Below are 26,858 nucleotides of genomic sequence, written 5' to 3'. Positions count from 1 at the left end.
GAGTTGAGAGCTGTGTCGACATCTCTCTCCACCTCCGGTTACACCTCCGGCCGGCCGCCCATAGCCGACGCGGGCCCCCAGGCCCTCTGCGCGCGCGAGCCGCGGGTGCCCGCCGAGCGGCTGGTGGCCGAGATGGTGCCGCCGCCGCGCTTCGACTCGGTGCGCTTCGACACGTACGACCCGGACCCGACCCAGCCCAGCCAGGCCGAGGCCGTCACCGTGCTGAGCGGCTTCGCCGCCGGTCTCGGCGGCGCGCACGCCAGCGGCGCCGGCAAGAAGCGCTGGTTCTCGAAGAAGCCGGCCGCCCCCACCGCCCCGCGCGGGGTCTACCTCGACGGCGGCTACGGCGTCGGCAAGACCCACCTGCTGGCCTCCCTGTGGCACGCCACCCCGGCCGAGCCCGCGCTCAAGGCCTTCGGCACCTTCGTGGAGCTGACCAACCTGGTCGGCGCGCTCGGCTTCCAGCAGACCGTGCAGACCCTGGGCGGACACCGGCTGCTGTGCATCGACGAGTTCGAGCTGGACGACCCGGGCGACACCGTCCTGGTGTCCTCGCTGCTCAGACGCCTCGTCGAGCAGGGTGTGGCGCTGGCCGCCACCTCCAACACGCTGCCCGGCAAGCTCGGCGAGGGCCGCTTCGCCGCCGCCGACTTCCTGCGCGAGATCCAGGGGTTGTCGGCGCACTTCCGGCCGCTGCGGATCGACGGCCAGGACTACCGCCACCGCGGTCTGCCCGAGGCCCCGGCGCCCTTCTCCGACGAGCAGGTCACCAAGGCGGCGTACGCGACCGAGGGCGCGAGCCTGGACGACTTCCCCGGCCTGCTCGAACACCTGGCCCGGGTGCACCCCAGCCGCTACGGCGCGCTGACCGACGGCCTCACGGCGGTCTGCCTGACCGATGTCGGCCCGGTGCCGGACCAGTCGACGGCGCTGCGGCTGGTGGTACTGGCCGACCGCCTGTACGACCGCGAGATCCCGGTGCTGGCCTCGGGTGTCCCCTTCGACAAGCTGTTCAGTGAGGAAATGCTGAACGGCGGCTATCGGAAGAAGTACTTCCGCGCCATATCGCGGCTCACCGCCCTGGCGCGCGACGCGAAGCCCCTGGTCTCCCAGTAGGTTTGGGGACGCCGGGCTCTTTCGGGAGCCCGGCCGTTTCCCACATCTTCGAAGGGATCCACCATGGCCGCCACACGTAACGCACACGCCGTCTGGGAAGGCGACCTGCTCGAGGGCAAGGGCGTCGTCACCCTCGACTCGTCCGGCCTCGGCAGCTACCCGGTCTCCTGGCCCGCGCGCACCGACGAGGTGGCGAACGGGCGGACCAGCCCGGAGGAGCTCATCGCCGCCGCGCACTCCAGCTGCTTCAACATGGCCTTCTCGAACGTCCTCGCGAAGGCGGGCAACCCGCCGGCCAAGCTGACCACGTCGGCGGCCGTCACCTTCGTGCCCGGCAAGGGCATCACCGGCATCCACCTCACCACCGAGGGCGAGGTACCGGGCCTGGACGCCGACGCGTTCACCGCCGCGGCCGAGGACGCCAAGGCGAACTGCCCGGTCAGCCAGGCGCTGACGGGCACCACGATCACCCTGAGCGCCAAGCTCGTCTGATCGCTCCCGCTTCCGCTCCGGCGGGGGTGCGGGCCGCGCACCGCGGCCCGCACCCCCCGTCAGGCGGTCGCCAGCTGCGGGATCAGGCGCAGCGCGTTGCCGTGGTAGATCCCCCGCAGCTGCTCCGGGGTGAAGGCCGGGTCGGCTTCCAGGGCGGGCAGCGCCAGGTCCGTGACCGTGTCGGCGGGGGCGGCGGGCCAGTCCGTGCCGAAGAGGATGTGGTCGGCCGGGACGTGCTCCAGCAGGGTCGCGGCGGGCGCCATGGGGCCTGCCGTGTCGTAGTAGAAGCGGCTCAGGTGGTCACGGACGGCGGCGGGCTCGACACGCGGTTCGCAGAACCGCCCGAGAGCCTGCAGGCGCGTCGCGATGTACGGCAGGAAGCCCCCGGCGTGCGGCAGGACGACGGAGATGTCCGGGAAGCGGTCCAGCGTCCTCCTGCTGATCATGTTCACGGCGGCGCGCGTGGTGTCCAGCAGGAAGTCGCACATGAAGTTCGGGATACCCGGGACCGTCGACCCACCGGGCGGACCCGACGCACCGGGGCCGGACGGCGGGCCGGACGTCGGACCGGACCCACCGGGCGGGCCGCACGGGCCGTCCGGAAGGTTGTGGGGGTGGGTGTCCACCACGGCGGAGAACTCGTTCAGCTCGTGGAACAGCCGGTCGTAGGCGGGATCGCCGAGGTAGACGCCCCCGTAGTTGGCCGTCACGTTCACCCCGACGGCCCCGAGCTGCCCGAGCCCACGGCGTACGGCCCAGGACGAGGCCTCCGCGTCGTCCAGGAAGAGCGGCACGTAGTACGAGAACCGTCCCGGATGCGACTGCGCCACCTCGATCATCGACTGCAGCGTGATGTTGATGGCTTCGCGCAGCTGCGCCGACGACCGGTAGCGCGCCGGCAGCATCGGCTTGAGGACGGCGGTCGTGATGCCCGCGTCGTCCATGAAACGGATCGCCGCCTCGGTGTCGAGCCGGGACCACGGGGGCAGCCGGTCCGGGTTGATCAGTTCGTGGTGCGCGGCCCAGTCGCGCCACTGCGGCGCGCAGAAGTGATGATGCATGTCGATCTTCGGATGGACCGTGCGCGCCGCGTCCGTGCCCGGCGCGGAGGGACCGTGCGCGACCCGGATGACCTCGCTGGTGCCCACCGCGGCAATGCGCAGTTCGTCCGCCGGCGTCCCAAGGAGGCGCAGTGCGGAGGTACTCATGGAATCCGTCATGCCGATCCACCGCCCATCGGGTCTGGGTTACGTACCGGAGGCCACGGAGGCCAGGGACGCCTCGCCCGGATCCGCGTCGGGTCGGACCGGGGCCGGCTCCCGCTCCCGCTCCGGCACCAGGACGAGCCGGAGGTGTTCGAGGCCCCGGAACGCCGGCACCGGCCCCTTGAGCCATGCCTTCCCGGTCTCGCGCGCGTCGGCGAGCTCCATGTCCGGGAACTCCCGCAGGAGGGTGGCGAGCGCGATCTCGAGTTCGAGCCGTGCCAGCGGCGCCCCCAGGCAGTAGTGGGTGCCGTGCCCGAAGCCCAGGTGCGTACCTTGCAGGCCCTCGCGGGTCACGTCCAACTCGTCGGGGAGGTCGAACTTCTCGGGGTCCCGGTTGGCCGAGGAGATCGCGATCTGCACGAGGGAGCCCTCGGGGATCCGCGTGCCCCGGATCTCGGCGTCCTGCGTCGCGTACCGGAAGGTCGAGGTCTCCACCGAGCCCTCGAAGCGCAGCATCTCCTCGACCGCCCGCGGGACGAGCGCGGGGTCCTCGCGCAGCAGGGCCGCCTGATCGGGGCGCAGCAGCAGGTTGAGGACGGAGTTGCCGATCTGGTAGGCGGTGGTCTTGTGGCCGGCGAAGAACAGCACCCACAGCGACGCGACCAGTTCGGGATCCTCCAGCTGTTCCTCCCCCTGGAGGAGGTCGCTGAGGAAGGAGTCCGACGGGTGCGCGCGCGTGTCCGCGATGAGCCGCTCCAACCGGTGCTGCAGACGCTCCTCGGCCGCCTTCAGCTCGGCCTTCCTGCTGGGGTCGAAGCGGGAGCGGGTCACCACCGCGAACTGCTCCAGGATCTCCGGGCGGTCCTCCTGGGGGATGCCCATCAGTTCGCACAGGACCGCGACGGGCAGCGGGAACGCGAACGAGGCCATGAGGTCGACCGTGCCCGCCTCGCGGCACTCGCGGAGGATGTGCTCGGCGATCTCGGTGATCCTCGGACGCATCTGCTCCACCCGTCGGGGGGTGAAGGCGCTCCGCAGGACGCGGCGCAGCCGTGTGTGCCGGGGCGGGTCGGAGAAGAGCACGTTGTCGTCGAGGGCGTCGAAGAAGCTGCCGTACACCGCGTGGTAGGTGTCGATGGCGCCGTGCATGTTCTTGCTGAAGCGGGGGTCCGACAGCGCCTCACGGGCGTCGTCGTGACGGGTGATGAGGTACGTGTCGATCCCGTGGGGAGGGGTCAGCCGGCACACCGGATCCCGCTCGCGCAGGGCGGCGTACATCGGATGGGGGCACTGCCGGTACTCCGGCGCGCCCCTGGACACGGCCGACACGATCTCGTGCAGCTCTCCGCCGCCGTCCGGTGCCGCCTCCTGCTGCGCCATGGTCCGTACCCTCCGTCGCACTCGCCTGCTGGGGACAACACCGGTTCCCCGCGCGGGTACGTCGCGAAACGACGCCGTTCCCGTTCGAGTGAGCCGGCGGCGGCGGGTGCCGGGTCGGGTCGGGGTACGGGTCCGGGCGACCGTCAGCCGATCGGCGGTCGCCCGTCCGGGCCGAGTGTGTGGCGGGCGCGGCGGCCCGGGGAAGGGCTGCAGGTGCCCCAGCCAGCCCGTCACAAGGAGCCCGCGCATGGCCCGTCGTCTCGCCCTGGCCCTCACGGCAGCCGCCTCGCTCACCCTGGCGGCCGTCGCCGCTCCGCTCGCCGCCGCGGACCCGGGCCCCGGCCGGGCCCAGGGCGACCGGGCCCTCACGTACGCGGCGACCGCCCGGTATCAGGTGCACGCCAACGCCGTGGCGGACGGCTACAAGCCCGACCAGTACTGCGTCGTCGACAAGGCGGGCCCGGGCGCGCTCGGTTACCCGCACTTCAACCACAAGTACGACAACTCCCTCGACCCGAGGAAGCCCGCCGCGCTGTTCTACGAGGACGACGGGCGCGGCGGCAAACGGCTCGTGGCGGTCCAGTGGCTGGTCTACGACCGCGACCAGAAGCTGACGACGGACGACGACCGCCCCACCCTGTTCGGCATCCCCTTCAAGGGCCCCAAGCCCGGCAACTTCCCCGGTCAGCCCGTGCACTACGCCTTGCACATGTGGCTCTGGAAGAAGAACCCCGACGGCCTGTTCGAGACCTTCAACCGGGCGGTGACCTGCCTTCCGGGTACCACCCGCCCCAAGCCGTCGCTCTGATGCCGCGCCGGGAGCCGCCGATGTCCCTCACCCGACGCAGCCTGCTCGCCGCGGGCGGGATCACCTTCAGCGGTGCCCTCGGCGCCCTGTTCGCCGGGGGCGGCTCCCGGGCCGCCGCCGCCCGGGCCCCGCGGACCCCCCGCACCGACCGCGGGTACGGGCCGCTGGTCGCCGATCCGCGCGGGCTGCTCGACCTGCCCGCGGGGTTCACGTACCGGGTGCTGTCCCGGGCCGGCGAGCCGCTGCGCTCCGGCGAGGGACCCGTACCCGCCAACTGCGACGGCATGGCCGCCTTCGGGGCCGACGGCGGCCGCGTACGCCTCGTCCGCAACCACGAGAACCGCACCACCGCCGCCCTGCGCGTCCCCGCGGTCCCGGGGCTGACCTACGACCCCGAGGCCCTCGGCGGCTGCACCGCCCTGGAGCTGGACGCGGCCGGGCGGGTCACCGGCGAGCGGGTCGCCCTCGCCGGCACCGCCGTCAACTGCGCGGGCGGCCGCACCCCCTGGAACACCTGGCTGAGCTGCGAGGAGACCGAGGACCGCGCGGGCACCTCCGGCTACAGCCGCGACCACGGCTACGTCTTCGAGGTCGACCCGGCCGACCCGCGCCGCTCGGGCGCGGTGCCGCTCACCGCGATGGGCCGCTTCGCGCACGAGGCCGTCGCCGTGGACCCGTACCGCGGGGTCGTCTACGAGACCGAGGACGCCTTCGTCCGGCCGTTCGGGCTGTTCTACCGGTTCCTGCCGGAGCGACCGCTGGGCGGGCTCGGCTCGCTGCGGGCCGGGGGCCGGCTGGAGGCGCTGCGGGTGCCGGGGCTCGCGGACCTGGCGGTGGTGGACGAGCCCGGGGCGGAGTTCCAGGTGGAGTGGGTGCCCGTACCCGACCCCTCGGCGGCCGGGACGCCGATCCGGCTCCAGGACTTCGGGCCCGGCGGGATCACCCACGCGCAGAAGCTGGAGGGCTGCTACTGGGGCGACGGCGGGGTGCACTTCGTGTCCAGCTTCGCGCGCAGCGGTGAGGGCGCGGCCGCCGACCACCACGGGCAGGTGTGGTTCCACGACCCGCGGCGCTCCACGATCCGCCTGGACGTGCGCTTCGGCCCGGCCGCCGACATCGCGCTGCCCGGGGACTCCCCCGACAACATCTGCCTGGCCCCGGACGGCGGACTGATGGTGTGCGAGGACGGCGGCGGCGCGCAGTACGTCTTCGGGGTGACGGAGGGCGGTGAGGTCTACCCGATGGCCCGCAACGCCGAGGACATCGCAGGCTCCGGGGCCCCGGAGTGGGGGGAGTTCGCCGGGGTCACCTTCTCCCCCGACGGGCGGACGATGTTCGTGAACGCCTACGCGCCGGGGACCACGTTCGCGGTGACGGGACCCTGGCACTGATCTCGCGCTCCCGTTCGGTCTGCCGGAAGATCGTACGGAACCGACGGGATTGGGGTGGTCAGCGATGGCCGGGAAGCAGAACGAGAAGCGGGGCGAGAAGCGGAAACCGGCGAAGTCGTCCGAGAAGCGGCAGGGGAGGCCGGAAGAACGGGAGATGCGGGAGAAATCCGCCGAGCCCGCGAAGACCGCGAAGAGCGCGAAGGACTCCAAGCCAGGGAAGTCCGGGAAGCCCGGGAAGCGGTCCGCTGCCGAGGGCTCCGGGGCCCGCCCGCTGCGGGAGCTGCTGCGCGTCACCCCGGGCGAACGGCCGGACCTCGGCCGCCGCGACCCCTCCGCGACCCCCGGCGGCCCCGCCGACAAGGCGGCCGGGGTGGCCGCCACCGCTCTGCTGGCGCAGCCGCTCGGCTCCCTCCAGGAGCAGCTGTACGCGGCGAGCACCGCCGGCGACCGCCGCCGGGTGCTGCTCGTCCTCCAGGGCATGGACACCAGCGGCAAGGGCGGCACCCTCAAGCACGTGATCGGCCTGTTCAACCCCTCCGGCTGCCGGATCAAGGCCTTCAAGGCGCCCACCGAGGAGGAGCTGGGCCACCCCTTCCTGTGGCGGATCGAGCAGGAGCTCCCCCGGCCGGGCGAGATCGGCATCTTCGACCGCTCCCACTACGAGGACGTACTCATCGCCCGGGTCCGCGAGCTGGTGCCACGTAACCGGGTGCGCGCCCGGTACGCCCAGATCAACCGGTTCGAGAAGGCCCTCGCGGACGACGGCGTGACCCTGGTGAAGGTCTTCCTGCACATCGGCTACGAGGAGCAGCGGACCCGGCTCCTGCAGCGGCTGGACAACCCGGACAAGCACTGGAAGTTCAACGTGGGCGACATCGAGGAGCGCACCATGTGGCCCGCGTACCAGGAGGCGTACGAGGTGGCGCTGAAGCGCTGCTCCACCGATGCGACGCCCTGGTACGTGGTGCCCGCGGACCGCAAGTGGTACCGCAACTGGGCGATCAGCACACTGCTGCGGGAGCACCTGGAGGACATCGATCCGCAGTATCCGAAGGGGGAGTTCGACGTCGAGGAGTGCCGCAGGAGGCTGCTGGCGAGGTGAGTTCCGCCTGACCGCCTGTCGTTCATTCTTCTGATCAGTTAGTCATATAGTTTACGTACGTGACCAATTCCGTACGAAAAGTAGCTGCCGCAGCCGCCACGGCGGTGCTCGGCGCCGCGCTCGCGGGATGCGGGGGCGGCGCCGGGGCGCCGGACGCCGGCCGCGAGGCCCGTATGGGCACCCCCTCCGCCTCGGCCTCCGCCTCGACGTCCGCCGCCGGAGCGCCCGCCGCGTCCCCGCAGGCCGGTGCGCCTGCCAAGCCCCCGACCATGGCGCCCGGCCCGAACGGCCTGACCGCCGTCTTCGAACGGTCGAAGCAGCGGACGGACAAGACCGTGGCGCTGACCTTCGATGCCGACATGACCTCCGATCAGGGGCCGCGCGCCGCGGACGGGGAGCACTTCGACAACCCCGCGCTGATCTCGACCCTGCGCACCCTCAAGGTGCCCTCGACGATCTTCATGACGGGCCGCTGGGCCGAGGAGTACCCGGACCAGGCCAAGTCGATCGGTACCGACCCGAACTTCGAGATCGCGAACCACTCGTACAGCCACCACGCCTTCAAGTCCCCCTGCTACGGGCTGCCCGCGCTCGACGGCGCGGCCGCCCGCGCCGACGTCGACCGGGCCTTCGCCGCCTTCAAAAAGGCGGGCGCCGTCAACACCGTCCCGTACTTCCGCTTCCCCGGCGGCTGCTACGACGACCAGGCGCTGCGGGCCCTGTCCACGGCCCAGGTCACGGCCGTCCAGTGGGACGTGGTCAGCGGGGACGCCTTCGCCAAGGACCCGGTCGCCGTCGCCGAGCAGGTGCTCGACGGCGTGAAGCCCGGCTCGGTGGTGGTCATGCACTGCACGCGCAGCGCGGCCCCGGTCACGGAGGAGGCCGTCCAGCGGATCGTCCCGGAGCTGCGCAAGCGCGGCTACCGGTTCGTGAAGGTCTCCGAGCTGATCGGCAAATAGCGCGGGCGCGACCCCTGGGGCCTGGGCCCTGCCTTCCGGATCCTGCCGGAATCGCACCTCCCGGCACGACATGCAAGCTGCCGCGACCGACCGCGCTGGATCCGTGCGGGCCATGCGTCGACGAGATGCCGCGGACGGACCTGATGCGCGGCGGCTACCTGCCCGACCGAGGTTCCCCCGCCTGCCGGTGGAGGGGCAGCAGCCGCAGGCCCGGACGGCTCGGGCGGCCGCCTCTACCGGGTCGGTGAGGCCCGGTAGGAAACGGTGACCGGACCCCTGAACTCCTCGGCAGGCACCCCGGCCCGGCCGGACGGGGTCCAGGACTACTCGTCGATGTTCAGGCGGGCGATGTCCGCGGCGTACGCGGCGGTGCGGACCGTCGCGGTACCCGACACGAACAGGCCGGCACCTCCGATGGCGAAGGGGAGGGAGAGCAGCAGGCCGGCGGTGATCGGGCCCCAGTCGCGCGCGCCGTCGCAGGTGTCGCCCTCGTCCACGAGGTAGGACTCGCGGAGGTATCCGGTCTCGTGGAAGGCGCGGGACTCGCACTCGACAGCACCGCGGTGGCCGTCGACGCTGAAGGGGAACACGAGCAAGTACCCCAGCCACAGCCAGATGAGTACGGCCACGGCCATCAGGCCACGGCCCCAGCCCTGTTCGCGCAGCCCCCGCACCCGGAACTCCGTGTCGTACGCCTGGGCCGCCGAGTTCATAGGGGTGACGTTCATACGGGTGAATCTAATCGAAACGGTTGACCTCACCTTCTCGACTTCAGGGTGACCCACCGGGCTCCTGGTCCAGGAATCCTGAGCGCCCGGCTCCCGATACCGTCCGCGGGCGGGCGGCGAGCAGACGCTCGGCGGCCGCCGTCGGTCACGCGGCGCTGCATGAGTTCCCGCTCGGCATCGGACAGTTCATGGCGACGCACCACCCCTCCATGATCCACAATCCGAGATCACTTCGACGCCAAGCTCTAGCCCGAGCAGGCGGTGCGCTGGGCCTCCTGCCACTCGCACACGGGGCAGAGCACCACGCCCGGGGTGGCGACCCCGTACTCGGTGGGCTTGCCGCACTGCGGGCAGTCCGCGTAGGGCGGTCCCGCCACCCGGCCGTCGGGCGCGGGTTCGGCGGGTGCGGGGCAGTACGACGGGGACTCGTCCGACCGGTCCATGCGGACGAGCCTACCGGTCGGCGGCTCTCGGCCAGGTGTTGCGCGAGCACTGGTAGGAAACTTTCCTTCCTGTTAGTGTCCCGGGCGGCGGCTTGGCGCGGTGCCCACCCCCACGGGCATGACGCGCTCAGTGAGAGCTCTGACCCGGCCGCCGTGGTGCCGCCCCCTGCCCGTCCGCGGGCGGGTGCGGCGTCCCGCACCAGTGTCCAGCTCTCGCCGCCCCTCAAGGCAGGGAGTTCCAGGTATGCGCCTGAACGCCTCCGCTCATCCCCCTCTGTTACGCGGCAGACTTCGCACCCTCCTCCTCACCGGCCTCACCGGCCTCGCCGCACTCACGCTCGTCGGCGGGCTCCTCCTGGCCTGGCCCGGCCGGGCCGGGGCCGCCGCCGACCCCCTCATATCCCGTGGGAAGCCCGCCACCGCCTCCTCCGCCGAGTCCTCCTCATTGGGCGCGAAGAACGCCTTCGACGGCGACCCCGCCACCCGCTGGGCCAGCGCCGAGGGCAAGGACCCGCAGTGGATCCGGGTCGACCTCGGCGCCGGGGCCACCATTTCGCGGGTCCGGCTCACCTGGGAGGCCGCCTACGCCAAGGCGTACCGCGTCGAGGTCTCCGCCGACGGCGCCGCCTGGACCCCGCTCGCCGTCGAGGGCGCCGGCAACGGCGGGGTCGACGACTGGACCGGTCTGTCCGGCAAGGGCCGCTACCTGCGCGTCCAGGGCACCGCGCGCGGCACCTCGTACGGCTACTCGCTCTTCGAGGCCGAGGTGTACGGCACCGTCGGGGACGGGCCACCGCCGGGCGGTTCCTTCACGGTCGTCGCGGCAGGGGACATCGCCGCGCAGTGCACGGCGTCCGACAGCGGCTGCGCGCACCCGAAGACGGCTGCGCTCGCGCAGCGCATCGACCCAAGGTTCTATCTGACGATGGGCGACAACCAGTACGACGACGCCCGGCTGTCCGACTACCGCGCCTACTACGACAAGAGTTGGGGCGCCTTCAAGTCCCGGACCCGGCCGGTACCGGGCAACCACGAGACGTACGACCCGGCCGGCCCGCTCGCCGGCTACAAGTCGTACTTCGGGAGCATCGCCTACCCGCAGGGCAAGAGCTACTACAGCTTCGACGAGGGCAACTGGCACTTCGTCGCCCTCGACTCCAACTCCTTCGACCAGTCCGCCCAGCTCAACTGGCTGAAGGCCGACCTCGCCGCCAACACCAGGCCGTGCGTGGCCGCCTACTGGCACCACCCGTTGTACTCCTCCGGCGGGCACGGCAACGACCCCGTCTCCAAGCCCGTCTGGAAGATCCTCTACGCCGCCAAGGCCGACCTGGTGTTGAACGGGCACGACCACCATTACGAGCGGTTCGCCCCGCAGGACCCCGAGGGCCGGGCGACGGCCGACGGGATCGTGGAGATCGTCGGCGGGATGGGCGGAGCCGAGCCCTACCCGATCGAGGAGGTCCAGCCCAACAGCCAGAAGCGGATCAGCGGACCGTACGGGGTGGTGAAGCTGGACTTCACCGACTCCGGCTACGGGTGGACCTACGTGGCCACCGACGGCCAGGTCAAGGACACGAGCCCGAAGTACAGCTGCCACTGATGTACCTGGCCGCCAACGGCCGCCCGGACGCGCCGCCCCGCCCCCCAGGGGTCCGGCGGCGCGTCCCCGCCGCCGTCCTCGCGCTCGGCGCGGTCAGCCTCGTCACCGACATCTCCTCCGAGATGGTCACGGCGGTGCTGCCGCTCTACCTCGTCCTGGGCCTGGGCCTGACTCCCCTCCAGTTCGGCTTCCTGGACGGCATGTTCAACGGCGCCACAGCCCTCGTACGGCTGCTCGGCGGGCGGATCGCCGACCGCCGCGGCCACCACAAGCGGGTCGCCGGGGCCGGCTACCTGCTCTCCGCGCTCTCCCGGCTCGGTCTGCTGCTCGCCGGCGGTGCCACGGGTGGGATCGCCGCCGCGCTCGCCGCCGACCGGCTGGGCAAGGGCATCCGCACCGCCCCGCGCGACGCCCTCATCTCGCTCAGCGGGCCCCCCGAGAGCCTCGGCCGCTCCTTCGGCGTGCACCGCGCCATGGACACCACGGGCGCCCTGCTCGGGCCGCTCGCCGCGTTCGCCGTGCTGTGGGCGACCGCCGACGCCTACGACGCGGTGTTCGCCGTCAGTTTCTGCACCGGCCTGCTCGGCGTGCTGCTGCTCGTCGTGTACGTCCCGGCGGCACCGGGGCCGGCCACTCCGGCTCCGGCTCCGGCCCCCGTCCCGGCTCCCCCGCCGCGGCGTCCGGTCCTGCGCGACCCCGTGTTCCGCCGGGTGCTGTACGCCTCGGCCCTGCTCGGCGCCGCCACCATCGGCGACGCCTTCCTCTACCTGCTGCTCCTGCGCGGACTCGACCTGCCGCCCGCCCTGTTCACGCTGCTGCCGCTCGGGGCCGCCGCCGTCTACCTGCTGCTCGCCGTCCCCGCGGGCCGGATCGCCGACCGGACCGGCCGTCGGACGGCCTTCCTGCTCGGGCACTGCGCCCTGCTCGGCGCGTACGCCCTGCTGCTCACCCCGGTCTCCCCTCCGACCGTCGTGGGGGTGCTCGTCCTGCTGGGGATCTTCTACGCGGCCACCGACGGGGTGCTGATGGCGCTCGCGGCTCCCGCGCTGCCCGCGGCCGGCCGGGCGGGCGGACTCGCGGTGCTGCAGACCGGCCAGGCACTGGCCCGACTGCTGGGCGCCGCCGGCTTCGGGGCGGCGTGGACCCTCTGGGGGCAGCGGCCCGCCCTCTGGGTCGCGGCCCTCGCGCTGGCCGGGGCGCTCGCGGCCGCCTCGCGCATCCTGCCCGCCGCTCCCCAGGAGGTCCCGTGAATCCCCCGTCCCGCCGGCTGCGCCTGGTCCTGGTCGTCACCGCGGTGCTGCTGCTGGCGGGCGGCTCGCTGGGCTACGTACTGCACGCGCGGCACCGCGAACGGCCGCCCGCGCTGCAGGCCGACGCCTCCTTCACCGTCGAGGAGCCGGGCCTCTACTTCCGGGACGCGGCCGGCGGGCGGATCGCGCGCCAGGGCGGCCCGGGCCTGCCGCGGGTGACCGGCGGTCCGTCCTGCGACCGCTTCCACACCGCCGGGGGCCATGCCCTGTGCCTGCGCAAGCTGCCCGGGCTGCCGGCGCGCACGGAGGCCCTCGTACTCGACCGGCGCATGCGGGAGGTCCGCAAGGTGACCGTGCCCGGCATCCCGAACCGGGCCCGTGTCTCGGCCTCGGGCCAGATCCTGTCCTGGACCACCTTCACGACCGGCGACTCCTACAACACGGCCGCGTTCTCCACCCGGACGGCGATCCTGGACCTGCGCACCGGCTACCTGATCAAGTCGATCGAGCAGATTCCGCTGACCCTCGGCGGGGCCCGGCACCACGACTCCGACGTCAACTACTGGGGCGTGACCTTCGCCGCCGACGACAACCGCTTCTACGCCACCGTCTCCACCCGGGGCGCCACCCACCTCGTCGAGGGTGATCTGCGCGCCTGGTCGGCGAAGGCGCTTCGGGAGAACGCCGAATGCCCCTCACTGTCACCGGACGGCACCCGCGTCGCCTTCAAGAAGAAGGTCTCCGACGACCCCCGGGCACCCTGGCGGCTGTACGTCCTCGACCTGGCGACGATGCGCGAACACCCACTGGCCGAACCCCGCAGCGTCGACGACCAGGCCGCGTGGCGCGACGACGCGACCCTGGCCTACGCCCTACCGGGCCAGGACGGCCGCACGAGCGACATCTGGTCGACCCCGGCGGACGGCACGGGCGAACCCGCCCTCCTCGTCCCGGGCGGCTCCTCCCCCGCCGACGTGCGATAGGGGGTGTCCTGCTGCTTGCGGGCAGCAGGACACCCCTAGTCATGGCTCATTTCAGACGACGGGGGTGTTCGGGAGGACCGAGAACCCGGTGCCGCAGGCCGCCACGAGGTTCGACGGCGCGAACGGCGTGTTGCTGGTGGCGCATTGGGCCTCGTGGAGCACCCCGTTCTCGGCCAGCAGGGTGATGTAGAGGATGCCCGGGTTGGACTCGGTCACCGAGAGCGCGCTGTCGGTGATGCACGTCGGCGCGTTGGCGAGAAGGCCGAGGTTGATCCACACGCCCGCGTTGCGGCTGTCGTTGACGAACGAGTGGCCCTGCGCGTCGGTCGCGACACGGAAGACCACAGGGGTGTTGAAGTTGACATAGTCCGGAGCCGCGGAGCTGACGTCGCGAGCGCCGCACTTCTTGCCCTGGCCCGCCATGGAACTGTCGGAGGCCGGGGTGTTCCCCGGAGTGTCGTCGGCGACCGCGGACGGGACCATCAGCGCCCCGAGCAGTACCGCTCCCGATACGACCGACATACCCCGTGCAGCCCAAGCCAGCTTCCTCATGTGCGTCCTTTCCTGGAGGGGAGGCCCTCCGCCGCATGCGCGGAGTGGCCACGTCTACGGGAAGAGGCATCCCCGCCCACGAAGGAATGCTCACACAAGGTTACATATCATCACTCTTCGGAACGGCGAACGGATCCTGACGGCCTAGCTCCGGCGGGCGGCGGCCAGGCAGGCTGCCGTACCCGCCCCGGCGGCCAGCAGCACGGCGACCGCCAGGGGCGTGAGGGGCAACGGCACCACCCCCGAGCGTCCCGCCGCGACCAGGGCGGACACCGCGCCGCGGGCCGGGGAGGCCGCGAGGACCAGGGCGAGCAGGGAGCCGAGGGTCGCCGCGAGGATCCCGTGGCCCCGGCGTCGGACCAGGGGCCGGCTGCACAGGGCGCCCACGGCCGCGCCGGTCAGTACGCAGGCCACCACGGCGAGGGCCCCGGCGAGGGCGGCCGTGCCGGGGGCCACGCCGTACCGGTCACCGGTCAGCAGGGCCACGGCGGCGGCCGCGGCTCCCGCGAGCAACGCCCCGGTCGACGCGGTGAGCAGGGCCGCCGCGTGCACGCGTACGGGACCGGCCGCGGCTGCCGTGCAGGCGCGGGCCGCGTCGGGTTCGACCGTCACGCAGATCCGGACCAGCCAGGCGGCGGCCGGGACCAGACCGGCGGCCACGAGACCGAGGGAGTCCGACACCGGGTCGCCCGGCCGGATGCCGACGGCCACGAACGCGGCGTAGGTGATCAGGGGCGCGAGCCAGCGCTGGGAGCGCAGCAGCAGGGCGCCGTGGTAGCGGAGCAGGGCGGTCACGGGAGTTCCTCCACGGCGCGGATGTGCCAGGGCGGCCGGGCGGTGAGCAGGTCGCGCAGGACCACGTCGGAGCGTTCGGCGCCCACGGTGAGCAGCACTCCCCCGCCGGGTGCCGGCGAAGCGGAGAGGTCCGGCGGCAGTGCACACCCGGGCGGGCCGACGGCGTGGATCCGTACCCGGGGCCCGGCCGCCGCCGACACCGGTACGAGCGCCCCGCCCGCGAGCCGGTGGTGGGCGTCGGCCACGCCCGCGAGCCGCCGAGGGTCGTGGTCGACGAACACCACCGTGCCTCCGGCGGCGGTGCGTTCGACGACGGCCCGGTCCAGCTCCGCTCGGGCGGACGCGTCGAGACCGGTCCACGCCTCGTCGAGGACGAGCAGCCCCGGTTCGGCGAGCAGAGCCTGTGCGACGGCGACCTTCTGGCTGCTGCCTTTGGACAGCTCGGCCATCGGGGTGCGGGCGTACGCGGCGGCGCCGAACCGCTCCAGCCGGTCGGCCGCGCGACGGACCGCCTCGGCGTGCGGGAGGCCGTGCACCCGACCCAGGTGGGTCAGGTAGTCGGCGGCCGTGAGCGGCAGCGCCGCCGGGAAGCGTTCGGGCACGTAGCCGGTGCGCGGCGGGCGGCCGCCGACCCGCCCCTCGGTCGGGGCCTCGATCCCGGCGACGAGCCGCAGCAGGGTGGACTTGCCGCCGCCGTTGCCGCCTTCGAGGCGGACGAGGGCGCCGCGCGGGAGTTCGAGTGTGATCCCGCGCAGCACCCAGGGCCGGCGCCGTCCGTAGCGTCGGCCCACACCGGTCAGGTTCAATGCGCGGTCACCGTCTCGACGGCCTCGCTCGGGCGGACGATGACGAAGCCTTCGCCGCTCAGCTTCAGCTGGACGGCTTCGCCGGAGCCGCCGCGGATCATCGAGCCGACCGACTGGGAGCGGTGCAGGCCGGTCTCCAGCTGGGCGCTCCAGCCGACCACCGCGTCCGTGTCCACGTAGACCGGGGCCTGGGCGGTGACCGGGATGATGATCGGGTGGCCGTCGCAGACGACGGCGAGCTTGCCGGTGCCGGTGAAGAGGCTGTTGAAGAGTCCGCCGCCGGTCATGCCGGCGCCCTTCACCATCTTGATCTCGTAGGACAGGGTCGGGTCGAAGCAGAGCACGTTGCGGCCGTTGATGGTGAGGGCGTCACCCGGCTCGAAGTCGATGATGAAGCAGTTGCCCGCCCGGTGCGCGAACCAGGCCTCGCCCTGGCCGCGTACGGACATGAGCGCGAGACCCTCGCCCGTCACGGCGCGCTTGAGCATGCCGCCTATGCCCTGTCCCTTGCGCTCGAACTGGAGGTTGCCGCGGAAGGCGACCATCGAGCCCTGGCGGGCCAGCATTTCACCGTTGACGGTGTACTTCACGGACTTGGCGTTCTGCAGGGTCATGCCCGGGGCGACGGCGGCCTGGGCAAGGTTCTCGGACGCGAAAAGATCACTCTTCATGGCTTCGATCCTCACCCGGGCCGACCACCCGGGGCATCAGCCTGAAGGCGGAGGCCGGCATCCTTGGCGGGATGAGCAGCCGGCACACCGACGACATCTCCGACCTTCCCGCGGTCGGGGCGGACAGCCCCTTCCGCCAGGAGCACGTACTGCGCGACGAGGCACCGCAGTTCGTGCTGCCGCTGGTGGTGCGGATCGAGAAGGCCGAACCGCCCGCCCGGACGGACGCCCTGGAGACGGCGGCCCGCGCGGTACTGGTCCTGCTCACCGACGAGCGGGCGCACGGCGAGGGCGAATGGGCCCAGGCCGTCCGCGACTGGCAGGACGCCCGGATCCGCAAGGTGGTCCGGCGGGCGCGCGGGGCGGAGTGGCGCAAGGCCGAGACCCTGCCGGGCGTCACGGTGGAGGGGGACGGCGCGCTGGTTCGGGTCTTCCCGCCGGTGCCCCTCGACGGGTGGCCCAAGGAACTGGCCAAGCTCCAGGTGTCGGGCACCGATCTGGACGACCCGGAGCCGGTCGCCGCGACCGTGGAGCCGGGGCTGCCGGTGCTGTGGTTCAACCCCGGCCTCGACATGTCGGCCGGCAAGGCCATGGCCCAGGCCGGGCACGCGGCGCAGCTGGCGTGGTGGGAGCTGACCGGGGCGGAGCGGGCCACCTGGCAGGACTCCGGTTTCCGGCTGGCGGTACGGACGGCCCCGCGCGAGCGGTGGGCCGAGCTGAGCGGGAGCGGGCTGCCGGTGGTCCGGGACGCCGGGTTCACCGAGATCGCACCGGGCAGCGCGACGGTGGTCGCCGACCATCCGGCGCTGCGGGCCCGGCTCTGAGGGTCGGGTTCCGCGGGTCGGGCTCCGGCGAGGTTCCCCGGCCGGTGGGAACCTCAAATGTTCCTCTGAACGTCCCCTCCTGCGATTGGCGCGACTCCGTCGGGGCCATGACACCGGCACACGGTACGACGAGAGGGGGCGAGGGGACATGAAGCCCATGGCACACCTGGGGGTGGGCATCGGCTGGCGGCCGGAGATCGCGGACGCCGTCGAGCGGCTTTCCGGCCTGGACTGGGTCGAGGTGGTGGCCGAGAACGTATGCCCGGGCCACCTGCCCGAGTCCCTGCTGCGACTGCGCGAGCGGGGCACGCGCGTGGTGCCGCACGGGGTCTCGCTCGGCCTCGGCGGCGCGGACCGCCCCGATCCGGCGAAGCTGGCGGCGCTCGGCGAGCGGGCGGTGGCGCTGGGGGCGCCGCTCGTCACCGAGCACATCGCCTTCGTACGGACCTCCTCGCCGGTGCTGGAGGCAGGGCACCTGCTGCCGGTACCGCGCACCCGCGACGCACTGGACGTGCTGTGCGAGAACGTGCGGATCGCGCAGGACGCCCTGCCGGTCCCCCTCGCTCTGGAGAACATCGCCGCGCTGTTCTCGTGGCCGGGCGAGGAGCTGACGGAAGGGCAGTTCCTCACGGAGCTGGTCGAGCGGACCGGTGTCCGGCTGCTCATCGACGTGGCCAACCTGCACACCAACCGGGTCAACCGGGGCGAGGACCCGGCCGCCGTGCTGGACGCGATCCCGCTGGAGGCGCTGGCGTACGTGCACGTGGCGGGCGGGATCGAGCGAGCCGGCGTCTGGCACGACACCCACGCGCACCCGGTCCCGCCGGTGGTCCTCGACCTGCTGGCCGAGCTGCGCTCCCGGGTGGAACCGGCGGGCGTCCTGCTGGAGCGGGACGACGACTTCCCTTCACAGGCCGAGCTGGCGGGCGAGCTGGCCGCGATCCGCGCCGTGGTGACGGCCGGACCGGCCGCGCCCGCGGCCCCGACCGCCGCCGGGTCCGGCGCGGCGCGCATCGAACCGGAAACCGAGCCGGACCCGGTCGCCGACCAGGACCCGGGCACCGAGCCGGACCCGGTCGAGGAGCCGGGCCCCGTCGCGGAGTCGACCCGGACCCGGGTGGCGCTCGGCCAGGCCGCGCTGCTGTCGGCGCTGGTGGCCGGCACCCCGGTACCCGAGGGCTTCGACCGCCGGCGCATCCGGGTGCAGGCCCGGGCACTGGCCGCCAAGCGGGCCGACGTGGTCGCGAAGGTGGCTCCCGAGCTGCCCGTGATCCTGGGCGGCCCGGACCCGTACCGTGAGGCCTTCCTCTCCTACGCCAAGAGCCGCCCGATGACCTCCGGATACCGTCGTGACGCGCTGGACTTCGCCGAGGACCTGCTGATCCGGGACCTGCCGGCCGATCCGGCCGGCCGGCGTCGGCTCACCACCTGGTGGCGGGACCGGGCCGGGGCCAAACCGCCCCGCCGGATCGTGCGCTGGGCCCGGACGCTGTCGGGGAGAGCCGCATGAACCTCCTCGCCCTGGCGATCTGGATCGCCGTCGTCCTCTCCTCCGTCCTGCTGATGGTCAGGCTCCGCGGCGCCCGGTCCGCGTCCGCGGGACCCGCTCCCGTCCTGCACGACCTGTCCGAGGCCGCCTTCGTGGTGGGCGGCCCCGGCACCGTCGTGGACGCCGCGCTCGTCTCCATGCTCGGCGACGGCCGGCTGGTGGCCGGCGGCCCGGGCATCGTCCAGGTACGCCCCGGGGCGCGGGCCACCGACCCCGCCGAGCGGGCCGTCCTCCAAGCCCACCAGGGGGCGTCCTCGGGCTGGCTCTACCAGGTGCGCTACGCCGCCATGTGCGACCCGGCCGTCCAGGAGATCGGGGACGCGCTGGCCGCCCGCGGGCTGATCGCCCCGCCCGGATCCGGGCTGCGCCGCGTGCGCCGCTGGGGGCTGATCCAGGCCGTGGTGTGCGCGCTGCTGCTGTTCCCGGTGTCGGTGGTGCTGACCGTCGTGGCGCTCGTCCTCGCTTCCGGTTCCGGGGTGCCGTTCATCGCGAAGGTGGCGGTCGTCCTGGTGGGCGGCATCGTGGTCGGCCTGGTCTGCGCGGCCCGCGCCAAGAGCCGGGTCACCAAGGCCGGGGCGCGGGCGCTGCGCGCGATCCGCTCCGCCCACCTGAACGACCGGACCCCGCACGTGCAGACCGCGCTGTTCGGGCTCCGGGGTCTGCGGGACCCGTATCTGCGGCAGCAGTTGGTGCCCGCGGTGCGCGGTACCCGGCTGGCCGCGGCCCAGTCGCACACCCGCTCCCACGGCACGGGCAGCTCCTCGCACTGGTCGGGGGCCGAGGTGCTGCCGATCGTCTGGTGTGCCGGGAGCGACGGCGGCGGCTCCAGTTGCGGCGGTGGTTCGGGCTGTGGCTCCTCGGGGGGCAGCTGCGGGTCCTCGGGGGGCGGCGCCGGCTGCGGCGGTTCGTCCAGCTCCAGCTGCGGCGGTTCGTCCGGCTCCAGTTGCGGCAGTTCGTCGAGTTGCGGCAGTTCGTCCAGCTCCAGCTGCGGCAGCAGCTCCTGACCGCCGGGCGTACGGCAACCGGGGTCGTAATCCGCGGCAACGGGACCATCGGCGCCGACACCGGCCGGTGATCCTTTACAAGGACGGCGCCCCGACCTCTCATCGGTTCATCGGATGAGAGGAAGGGGCTGCCATGCGGACGGGACTCGCGGGTCGGGCGGCGGCCGTGGCGGCGCTCTCCGTCCTTCTCTGCGTGCCGGCCCACGCCGCGCGGCCGACCTCGCCCGGCACGATCGGCGAGACCGGCCCGACCGGCGGTACCGGCGGGACGGCCGCCGAGGCCGCCCCGGACCCGGAGACGGCGGCCGAGGCGGAGAACGCGACGGCGGTGTACACGGCGGTGCTGTGCAACGACGCCCCCTGGCCCGCGGACTGGGGGACCTGGGACCGCGAGAACACCGCGCTGGCGCGCAGGGCCCCGTTCGAGACCTGGGCCAATGCCTTCCTGAACCTCCCGTGCGCCTCGTGGCCGGTACGGGAGCGGCAGCGGCCGGTGGCGGTCGGGGCGCAGCCGGAGCGGCTGCCCGGGACCCTGGTGGTCGCGGCGGAGCGGGACGGGGCGACCCCGTACCCGGGCGCGCTGGAACTGCAGCGGCGGCTCGGCGCCGGGGCTTCGCTGGTGACGGAGACGGGGGCCGGCTCCCACGGAGTGGTCGGCGGACGCAACGGCTGCGTGGACCGGCACGTGGAGCGGTACCTGCTGACGGGCGCCACCCCCGGGTGGCGTGTCACGTGTGCGCCGCATCCGGAGCCCGCACCGGTGTCGCTGGACGACCGGGCAGCGAGCGCCCACAGGGCACTGCTGCCGCCTGTCGTCTGAACTTCCGGGCGGGATCTCCGGCTGCGTCGTTTCGGGGGCAGGGGCCGTCTTCCGGACCAGCCTCCCGATCCACCGGAGGAACTCACCTGACGGTGTGGTCGTCCTCCGGTCCTTCCCCCCAGGGGAGGTCTCAGGCGAGCCCGGCCACCAGGTCGGCGACGGACTTGCGGCGCCCGGTGTAGAAGGGCACCTCTTCACGGACGTGCATACGGGCCTCGGAGGCGCGCAGGTGACGCATGAGGTCGACGATGCGGTACAGCTCGTCCGCCTCGAAGGCCAGCAGCCACTCGTAGTCGCCCAGGGAGAAGGAGGCGACGGTGTTCGCGCGCACGTCCGGGTAGCCGCGGGCCATCTTGCCGTGGTCGGCGAGCATGCGGCGGCGGTCCTCGTCGGGCAGCAGGTACCAGTCGTAACTGCGCACGAAGGGGTACACGCTGACGTACTCGCGCGCGACCTCGTCGGCCAGGAAGGCCGGGATGTGCGACTTGTTGAACTCGGCCGGGCGGTGCAGGGCCATGTTCGACCACACCGGCTCCAGGGCGCGGCCCAGCTTGGTGCGGCGGAACAGGTTGTAGGCGGTCTGCAGCTCGTCCGCCGTCTCGGCGTGCCACCAGATCATGACGTCGGCGTCGGCGCGCAGGCCGGAGACGTCGTAGCTGCCGCGGACGGTGATGTCCTTGGCGGCAAGCTGGTCGAACAGCTCCTGGACCTCGTCGGCGTAGCCGGTACGGTCCTCGGGAAGAACGTCCTTCAGCTTGAAGACGGACCACAGGGTGTAGCGGATGACCTCGTTGAGGTCCTTCGCCTTCTTCCCCGCGTTGGGAATCTTCTCTGGTGCAGTCATGTGCCTATTGTCCCGTGCGCTGATCAGTGGTCTGTGCCAGGGGTGCCGTACGCGCGCCGAGCGCGGCGATCACCGCGTCCGCGGCCTTGCCGGCGCTCGCGACGCAGGCCGGAATGCCGACGCCGTCGTAGACCGCGCCGCACACCGCGAGGCCCGGCAGGGCCGCGACCGCGGTACGGATCCGGGCGACCCGGTCGAGGTGGCCGACCGGGTACTGGGGCAGCCCGCCCTCCCAGCGGGTGACGGTGGAGGCAACCGGCCGGGCCGCGAGGCCCACGGCCTCGCCGAGGTCGGCGAGGGACACGTCGACGAGCTCGCCGTCCTCGCGTGCCAGGTCCTTCTCGTCGGCGTGGCGGCCGACCGAGGTGCGCAGCAGGAAGAGGTCGGGATCCGTCCCGGCCCAGGCCCACTTGTTGCTGGAGAAGGTGGAGGCCTTGATGGTCCGGCCGTCGACGGGCGGTACGAGGAACCCGCTGGCGCCGCCGCCGGAGACGGCCTCCGGCAGGTCGCAGCGGCGGAAGGCCATCGTGATGAGGGCCATCGAGGCGTACTCGACCCCGCGCAGCTCGGCGGCGGCGGCCGGGGCGAGCCCGTCCAGCAGCCGTGCGGCGGCCCCGGCCGGGGTGGCCAGGATCACGGCGTCGGCGTCGACGACCTCGGCGCCGGCCACCACCCGCCAGCCCTCGGCCGTGCGGACGACCTCGCTGACGGGGGTGTCGGTGACGAGCCGGGCCCCCGCGGCGCGGCAGGCCTCGGCCACGGCGATCGGGAGCCGTCCGATGCCCCCGTCGATGCCGGCGAAGACCGGGCCGGCCGGCTGGGGCGCGGCCTCCGCGCGGCGCTGCAACGCGCGGACACCGTCGCCCAGGAGGGCGTGCGTACGGGCGGCCTCGAAAAGCTGGGGCACGGCGGCCCGCATGGAGATGCGGTAGGCGTCGCCCGCGTAGACCCCGCCGAGCAGCGGTTCCACCAGCCGGTCGACGACCTCGTGGCCCAGGCGGGCCGCGACGTACTCGCCGACGGCGACGTCCTCGCCGATCTCGGTGGGCGGCAGCGTCCGCTCGGCCTCGATGCGAGCCAGTCCCTCGGCGGAGAGCACCCCGGAGGCGGCGAGCGGTCCCAGGTCACCGGGGACGCCCATGACGTGGCCGCGCGGCATCGGCCGCAGCGCGCCGCGGGTCCACAGGTGGGCGGTGGCGGTGGCGGGCGCCTGTACGGCCGCCGCGAGGCCCACCGCCTCGGCGAGGGCCACGGCCTCGGGGCGGCGGGCGAGCATGGATTCGGCGCCGAGGTCCACGGGGACTCCGGCGAGCTCACCGGAGTACAGCTTGCCGCCGAGCCGCGGTCCGGCTTCCAGCAGGGTGACGCGGACGCCTTCGGCGAGCAGCCGGTGGGCTGCCGCGAGGCCCGCGATACCGCCGCCGATGACGACGACGTGGCCCTGGGCGCCGGTGGAGCCGGTGGGCCGGGGGGTGCCGGTGGGCCGGGGGGTGGCGCCCGGCCGATCCGTACGCATGTCCGCTTCGTGCATGGACACATCGTCTCAGACCGATCTCCGAGGCCGGACCGTGACCGCATCGGGATCACCCCGGGACCGTGGATTCGAAACCCGCGACGGGACTCTGGACGTCGAACCGGCAACACCAGCCGATCCTCGGGGGTTTACAGCGATGCGTAGCTTCGACAGACACCGTTCCGCGGCGGCCCTGGCCGCCCTCTCACTGGTCGGGGCGCTCGCCCTCACCGGCTGCGGGGCGAGCGGCCAGGGCTCCGCGAACGACAAGGCCGCGGTGGCGCCCGCCGCCGACGGCAAGGCACCGGAGGGCGCCGCGGCGGCTCCGGCGCCGGCCGGGTCCGCGGGCGCCGCGGGCTCCGCCGCCGGCAAGAACGCCGCGCCGCCGGCCGTGGTCCGCCCGAACGTCATCCGCACGGCGACGCTCGGCATCGAGACGGCGGACGTCCAGAAGACGCTCGCCGCGGCCCGCACGGCCGCCGACGACGCGGGCGGCTACGTCGGCAACGAGTCCACCAAGCGCGGCGAGAACGGCCGGATGACCTCGACGCTGACCCTGCGGGTGCCGGGCGAGCGCTACGACGCCGTGCTCGGCGCCATGGAGGGCAGCGGGAAGCTCCTGCACCGCAAGGTCGACGCGCAGGACGTCACGGAGAAGGTCGCCGACATCGGCAGCCGCGTCGCCTCGCAGCAGGCCAGCGTGGCGCGGGTGCGGGAGATGATGGGCAAGGCCTCGGCGCTGAGCGAGGTGGTGATGCTGGAGAGCGAGCTGTCGCGCCGCCAGTCCGACCTGGAGTCGCTGCTGGCGCAGCAGACGGCGCTGAAGGACCAGACCTCGCTGGGCACGATCACGCTGGAGGTCTCGGAGCCGGTCGCGAAGCCGGAGCCGGAGAAGAAGGAGAAGAAGAAGGAGCCCACCTTCCTGGGGGCTCTGGGCGGGGGCTGGGACGTCTTCACCCAGGTCGTGCGCTACCTGACGGTGGCGGTGGGCGCGGTGCTGCCGTTCGCGCTGACGGCCGCGGTGGTGCTGGTGCTGTTCCGGGTCTACCGGCGGTGGCGTCCGGCGGCGCCGAAGCCGGCCCCGGCGCCGTGGCGGCCGACGGTACCGGCGGCCCGGAAGGCTCCGGACGCCGAGGCCGACGTACAGGACTGAACGCGCGTTCGGCCGTAGCGTGTTCACCATCCGACGGTGGTGAAGGGGCGGTACGGACGATGGCGACGGAACGACTGGTGGTGGTGGGCGGTGACGCGGCAGGGATGTCCGCCGCGTCACAGGCCCGCAGGCTGAAGGGCCCGGCGGAGCTGGCGATCGTGGCCTTCGAGCGCGGGCACTTCACTTCCTACTCGGCGTGCGGGATCCCGTACTGGGTCGGCGGTCAGGTCGCCGAACGCGACGACCTGATCGCCCGTACCCCCGAGGAGCACCGGGCCCGGGACATCGATCTGCGCACGCGCACGGAGGTCGTGGAGCTCGACCTCCCCGGGGCCCGGGTCCGCGCCCGCGATCTGGACACCGGTTCCGAATCCTGGACGGAATACGACAAGCTGGTCCTGGCGACGGGCGCCCGCCCGGTCCGCCCCCGACTCCCCGGCATCGGCGCGCACGGGGTCCACGGCATCCAGAGCCTGGACGACGGCCAGCGCCTGATGGACACCCTGCGGCGCGTGGAAGGCCGCCGGGCGGTCGTGGTCGGCGCGGGCTACATCGGCGTGGAGATGGCGGAGGCCCTGGTCGCGCGGGGGTACGAGGTCACCGTCCTGCACCGGGGCGAGCAGCCGATGGCCACGCTGGACCCGGACATGGGCGGCCTGGTGCACAGCGCGATGAACCGGATGGGGATCCGTACGGTCTCCCGCGCCGAGGTGACGAAGATCCTCACCGACGAGGAGGGCCGGGCCCGCGCGGTGGCCACGTCGGCGGGCGAGGAGTACGAGGCGGACGTGGTCGTGCTCGGCATCGGCGTGGAGCCCCGTACGGCGCTCGCCCGCGCGGCCGGCCTCCCCCTCGGCCCTTCGGGGGGCCTGCTCACGGACCTCTCGATGCGGGTCCGGGGCCACCAGAACATCTGGGCGGGCGGCGACTGCGTGGAGGTCCTGGACCTGGTCGCGGGCCGCACCCGGCACATCCCGCTGGGCACGCACGCCAACAAGCACGGTCAGGTCATCGGCTCGGGCGTGGGCGGCGGCTACGCGACCTTCCCCGGGGTGGTCGGGACGGCGGTCAGCAAGGTCTGCGACCTGGAGATCGCCCGTACGGGGCTGCGCGAGCGGGACGCGCTGGAGGCGGGCCTGCGCTTCGTGACGGCCACCATCACCTCCACCAACACCGCGGGCTACTACCCGGGCGCGGCGGAGATGACGGTGAAGATGCTGGCGGAACGCCGCACGGGCCGCCTCCTCGGGGTCCAGATCGTCGGCGGCGCGGGTGCCGCGAAGCGGGTGGACATCGCGGCGGTCGCCCTCACGGCGGGCATGACGGTGGACGCGATGGTGTCCCTGGACCTGGGCTACGCGCCACCGTTCTCCCCGGTCTGGGACCCGATCCTGGTGGCGGCCCGCAAGGCGGTCGCCGCGGTCCGCGCGGCCGTCTAGTGCTGTGACCGGAAACGTCCACCGGGTCACGGCGCCCGGTACGGCACCTCGCCGCGTTGTCGGACCACGGAAGTACGTCCGGTACGTCCCGCGGCCCTCCGCCTTGCGATGCACCGCACCGGACACCGCGACCCGGCAAACCTTCCCGGCCACAGCACTAGGAATCCGTTGCCTTCGCCGCGAACGGGCCGTCCGCGGCGAAGGCGAGGGCCGCGAAGCGTTCGCCCATCCGACGGTGCGTGGCCGCGTCCGGGTGGAGGGCGTCGGACAGCGGCAGCTCGGCCGTGTCCCGCTCGCCGTAGAGGGCGCGGCCGTCGAGGAGGTGCAGGTTCGGGTCGTCGGCGGCGCGCAGGCGCACGATCCGGGCCAGCTCCTCGCGGATGACGCCCAGGGTCAGCTTGCCGAAGGCCCGTTCGGCGGGGTCGCCCGCGGCTCGGAACCGCAGCCGCCCCTCGGCGAGCTCGCCGAAGTCCGGCGCGCTGGGGCCGGGGGTGTCCTCGTGGATGGGACACAGGATCGGCGAGAGGACCAGGAGCGGGGTGCTGGGGTGGCCCTCGCGCACGGTGTCGAGGAACCCGTGCACGGCGGGGCCGAAGGCCCGCAGCCGCATCAGGTCGCGGTTGACGAGGTTGATGCCGATCTTGACGCTGATCAGGTCCGCCGGGGTGTCGCGCAGGACCCGGGCGGTGAACGGGTCGAGCAGCGCGTTGCCGCTCAGGCCCAGGTTGGTCAGTTCCACCCCGCCGAGGCCGGCGGCCAGCGCGGGCCAGGTGGTGCTGGGGCTCGCGGCGTCGGAGCCGTGGCTGATCGAACTTCCGTGGTGCAGCCACCGGCGGCGGCCCGTGTCCGACGGCGGCTCGACGGGGGCGTCGGTGCGCAGGGCGACCAGCTGGGTGATCTCGTTGTGCGGCAGCCAGATCTCGACGTCCTTGGCACGGTTCGGAAGGCCTGAGAACCGTACGGTCCCGGGCGGGCCGGGCCGGGTCTCGGTGGCGCCGGTGGCCATGTCCACCTGGAGGACGTTGCCGCCGCCGACATGGTCCTGCCCGGCCGGCAGGCCGTCGATCAGCAGGTCGTACAGGCCGTCGGGACGGGGCGGTGCGCCGTCGTAGGCCATCTTCGTGCGGAGCGTGTCCAGTTCGATGACGGTGGCCCGGGTGCGGAACACCAGCCGTACCCCGGCGGGTTGGGTCTCGACCGTGGCCAGATCGCCGTCGGCGCACTGGGCGCGGGCTCGCGCGGGCAGCCGGTGCGGCAGCAGCCCGTGCTCGGTGCGCTCCAGGTCCAGGGCGCCGCGCAGCAGGTCCGGGGTGATGGGCGTGGCGATCAGGTCGAATTCGTGGCTCATGCACACACCCTGCCGACCCGCCCCCGCGTCCGCCACATCATTACCGGACGGCGCCGTGCGCCCGGTCATGATGCGGCGGG

Annotated in this window: 25 protein-coding genes and 1 pseudogene; 15 read left to right on the top strand and 11 right to left on the bottom strand. The window is 73.3% G+C overall.

The window, feature by feature from the left end; all coding sequences use genetic code 11:
• Positions 1-12: 12 nt before the first annotated feature.
• On the top strand, positions 13-1,116 hold the full coding sequence (gene zapE / locus AB8A24_RS11775) for a cell division protein ZapE (protein WP_328961141.1): 1,104 nt from the start codon (positions 13-15) through the stop codon (positions 1,114-1,116).
• Between the two features lie 63 nt (positions 1,117-1,179).
• Entirely contained in the window at positions 1,180-1,608 is a 429-nt protein-coding gene (locus AB8A24_RS11770; protein WP_266378132.1) for an OsmC family protein, read from the top strand.
• 59 nt (positions 1,609-1,667) lie between these two features.
• Here AB8A24_RS11770 and AB8A24_RS11765 read toward each other — a convergent pair whose 3' ends face one another.
• Together AB8A24_RS11765 and AB8A24_RS11760 are read right to left on the bottom strand one after the other, a co-directional pair.
• Positions 1,668-2,816 carry an amidohydrolase family protein gene (locus AB8A24_RS11765; protein ID WP_328961142.1) on the bottom strand — a complete coding sequence of 383 codons (1,149 nt, stop codon included), beginning with the start codon at positions 2,814-2,816 and terminating at the stop codon, positions 1,668-1,670.
• A 39-nt stretch (positions 2,817-2,855) separates the two neighbouring features.
• A complete protein-coding gene (locus AB8A24_RS11760) occupies positions 2,856-4,193 on the bottom strand; it encodes a cytochrome P450 (protein ID WP_328961143.1) in 1,338 nt (445 codons plus the stop codon).
• Positions 4,194-4,440: 247 nt separating this feature from the next.
• On the opposite strand from AB8A24_RS11760, the gene AB8A24_RS11755 reads away from it, so the two are divergent.
• The 4 genes from AB8A24_RS11755 to AB8A24_RS11740 all read left to right on the top strand — a co-directional run bounded on the left by AB8A24_RS11755 (position 4,441) and on the right by AB8A24_RS11740 (position 8,453).
• Positions 4,441-5,001 carry a hypothetical protein gene (locus tag AB8A24_RS11755; RefSeq protein WP_328961144.1) on the top strand — a complete coding sequence of 187 codons (561 nt, stop codon included), beginning with the start codon at positions 4,441-4,443 and terminating at the stop codon, positions 4,999-5,001.
• Positions 5,002-5,021: 20 nt separating this feature from the next.
• On the top strand, positions 5,022-6,392 hold the full coding sequence (locus AB8A24_RS11750) for an alkaline phosphatase PhoX (RefSeq protein WP_328961145.1): 1,371 nt from the start codon (positions 5,022-5,024) through the stop codon (positions 6,390-6,392).
• 64 nt (positions 6,393-6,456) lie between these two features.
• A complete protein-coding gene (locus AB8A24_RS11745; protein WP_369475485.1) occupies positions 6,457-7,494 on the top strand; it encodes a PPK2 family polyphosphate kinase in 1,038 nt (345 codons plus the stop codon).
• Between the two features lie 59 nt (positions 7,495-7,553).
• Positions 7,554-8,453, top strand: a complete 900-nt coding sequence (locus AB8A24_RS11740; protein ID WP_369475484.1) for a polysaccharide deacetylase family protein — start codon at positions 7,554-7,556, stop codon at positions 8,451-8,453.
• Positions 8,454-8,776: 323 nt separating this feature from the next.
• Here the strand turns inward: AB8A24_RS11740 and AB8A24_RS11735 are convergent, their stop codons facing one another.
• Positions 8,777-9,181 (bottom strand): hypothetical protein, encoded by a 405-nt coding sequence (locus AB8A24_RS11735; RefSeq protein ID WP_369475483.1) that lies wholly within the window; start codon positions 9,179-9,181, stop codon positions 8,777-8,779.
• A 245-nt stretch (positions 9,182-9,426) separates the two neighbouring features.
• Positions 9,427-9,624, bottom strand: a complete 198-nt coding sequence (locus AB8A24_RS11730) for a hypothetical protein (RefSeq protein ID WP_369475482.1) — start codon at positions 9,622-9,624, stop codon at positions 9,427-9,429.
• Positions 9,625-9,868: 244 nt separating this feature from the next.
• Between AB8A24_RS11730 and AB8A24_RS11725 the strand changes: the two genes are divergently transcribed.
• The 3 genes from AB8A24_RS11725 to AB8A24_RS11715 are packed head-to-tail and all read left to right on the top strand — an operon-like array spanning position 9,869 to position 13,460.
• Entirely contained in the window at positions 9,869-11,227 is a 1,359-nt protein-coding gene (locus tag AB8A24_RS11725; RefSeq protein ID WP_328961151.1) for a discoidin domain-containing protein, read from the top strand.
• On the top strand, positions 11,227-12,477 hold the full coding sequence (locus tag AB8A24_RS11720; RefSeq protein WP_328961152.1) for an MFS transporter: 1,251 nt from the start codon (positions 11,227-11,229) through the stop codon (positions 12,475-12,477). Before AB8A24_RS11725 ends, AB8A24_RS11720 begins: the two co-directional genes overlap by 1 nt.
• Entirely contained in the window at positions 12,474-13,460 is a 987-nt protein-coding gene (locus AB8A24_RS11715; RefSeq protein WP_328961153.1) for a hypothetical protein, read from the top strand. The genes AB8A24_RS11720 and AB8A24_RS11715 overlap by 4 nt, the downstream gene beginning before the upstream one ends.
• Before the next feature lie 51 nt (positions 13,461-13,511).
• Here the strand turns inward: AB8A24_RS11715 and AB8A24_RS11710 are convergent, their stop codons facing one another.
• From AB8A24_RS11710 to AB8A24_RS11695, 4 genes are all read right to left on the bottom strand, one after another.
• Positions 13,512-13,982, bottom strand: coding sequence for a hypothetical protein (locus AB8A24_RS11710; RefSeq protein WP_369475481.1), 471 nt, complete (start codon positions 13,980-13,982; stop codon positions 13,512-13,514).
• A 174-nt stretch (positions 13,983-14,156) separates the two neighbouring features.
• Complete coding sequence (locus tag AB8A24_RS11705; RefSeq protein ID WP_369475480.1) at positions 14,157-14,807, bottom strand: ABC transporter; 651 nt, start codon at positions 14,805-14,807, stop codon at positions 14,157-14,159.
• On the bottom strand, positions 14,804-15,613 hold the full coding sequence (locus AB8A24_RS11700; RefSeq protein ID WP_369475479.1) for an ATP-binding cassette domain-containing protein: 810 nt from the start codon (positions 15,611-15,613) through the stop codon (positions 14,804-14,806). Before AB8A24_RS11700 ends, AB8A24_RS11705 begins: the two co-directional genes overlap by 4 nt.
• Positions 15,610-16,284 (bottom strand): AIM24 family protein, encoded by a 675-nt coding sequence (locus AB8A24_RS11695; protein WP_328961157.1) that lies wholly within the window; start codon positions 16,282-16,284, stop codon positions 15,610-15,612. The genes AB8A24_RS11700 and AB8A24_RS11695 overlap by 4 nt, the downstream gene beginning before the upstream one ends.
• 71 nt (positions 16,285-16,355) lie before the next feature.
• Between AB8A24_RS11695 and AB8A24_RS11690 the strand changes: the two genes are divergently transcribed.
• From AB8A24_RS11690 to AB8A24_RS11675, 4 genes and pseudogenes are all read left to right on the top strand, one after another.
• Positions 16,356-17,108 carry a peptidyl-tRNA hydrolase gene (locus AB8A24_RS11690; RefSeq protein WP_369475478.1) on the top strand — a complete coding sequence of 251 codons (753 nt, stop codon included), beginning with the start codon at positions 16,356-16,358 and terminating at the stop codon, positions 17,106-17,108.
• 148 nt (positions 17,109-17,256) lie between these two features.
• Positions 17,257-18,618 (top strand): DUF692 domain-containing protein, encoded by a 1,362-nt coding sequence (locus AB8A24_RS11685; RefSeq protein ID WP_369475477.1) that lies wholly within the window; start codon positions 17,257-17,259, stop codon positions 18,616-18,618.
• The gene (locus AB8A24_RS11680; RefSeq protein ID WP_369475476.1) at positions 18,615-19,661 is read left to right on the top strand and encodes a TIGR04222 domain-containing membrane protein; all 1,047 of its coding nucleotides are present in this window, start codon (positions 18,615-18,617) and stop codon (positions 19,659-19,661) included. Before AB8A24_RS11685 ends, AB8A24_RS11680 begins: the two co-directional genes overlap by 4 nt.
• A gap of 292 nt (positions 19,662-19,953) precedes the next feature.
• Positions 19,954-20,481, top strand: a pseudogene (locus tag AB8A24_RS11675) (alpha/beta hydrolase); the annotation flags it as partial.
• Between the two features lie 130 nt (positions 20,482-20,611).
• Here the strand turns inward: AB8A24_RS11675 and hemQ are convergent.
• Together hemQ and hemG are read right to left on the bottom strand one after the other, a co-directional pair.
• Positions 20,612-21,325, bottom strand: a complete 714-nt coding sequence (hemQ, locus tag AB8A24_RS11670) for a hydrogen peroxide-dependent heme synthase (protein WP_030719802.1) — start codon at positions 21,323-21,325, stop codon at positions 20,612-20,614.
• 4 nt (positions 21,326-21,329) lie between these two features.
• Positions 21,330-22,856, bottom strand: a complete 1,527-nt coding sequence (gene hemG, locus AB8A24_RS11665) for a protoporphyrinogen oxidase (protein WP_369475475.1) — start codon at positions 22,854-22,856, stop codon at positions 21,330-21,332.
• A gap of 139 nt (positions 22,857-22,995) precedes the next feature.
• Between hemG and AB8A24_RS11660 the strand changes: the two genes are divergently transcribed.
• Both AB8A24_RS11660 and AB8A24_RS11655 read left to right on the top strand, forming a co-directional pair.
• Positions 22,996-23,991: a DUF4349 domain-containing protein gene (locus AB8A24_RS11660; protein ID WP_369475474.1), complete on the top strand. Its 996-nt coding sequence runs from the start codon at positions 22,996-22,998 to the stop codon at positions 23,989-23,991.
• A gap of 59 nt (positions 23,992-24,050) precedes the next feature.
• Complete coding sequence (locus AB8A24_RS11655; protein WP_369475473.1) at positions 24,051-25,430, top strand: FAD-dependent oxidoreductase; 1,380 nt, start codon at positions 24,051-24,053, stop codon at positions 25,428-25,430.
• A gap of 157 nt (positions 25,431-25,587) precedes the next feature.
• On the opposite strand, the gene AB8A24_RS11650 is transcribed toward AB8A24_RS11655, so the two are convergent.
• Positions 25,588-26,778: a GDSL-type esterase/lipase family protein gene (locus AB8A24_RS11650; protein ID WP_328961164.1), complete on the bottom strand. Its 1,191-nt coding sequence runs from the start codon at positions 26,776-26,778 to the stop codon at positions 25,588-25,590.
• Between the last annotated feature and the right edge of the window lie 80 nt (positions 26,779-26,858).

Source organism: Streptomyces sp. BF23-19 (assembly GCF_041106355.1).
GTDB classification, from domain to species: Bacteria; Actinomycetota; Actinomycetes; order Streptomycetales; family Streptomycetaceae; genus Streptomyces; species Streptomyces virginiae_A.
This window is presented reverse-complemented; position numbering and strand designations above follow the sequence as displayed.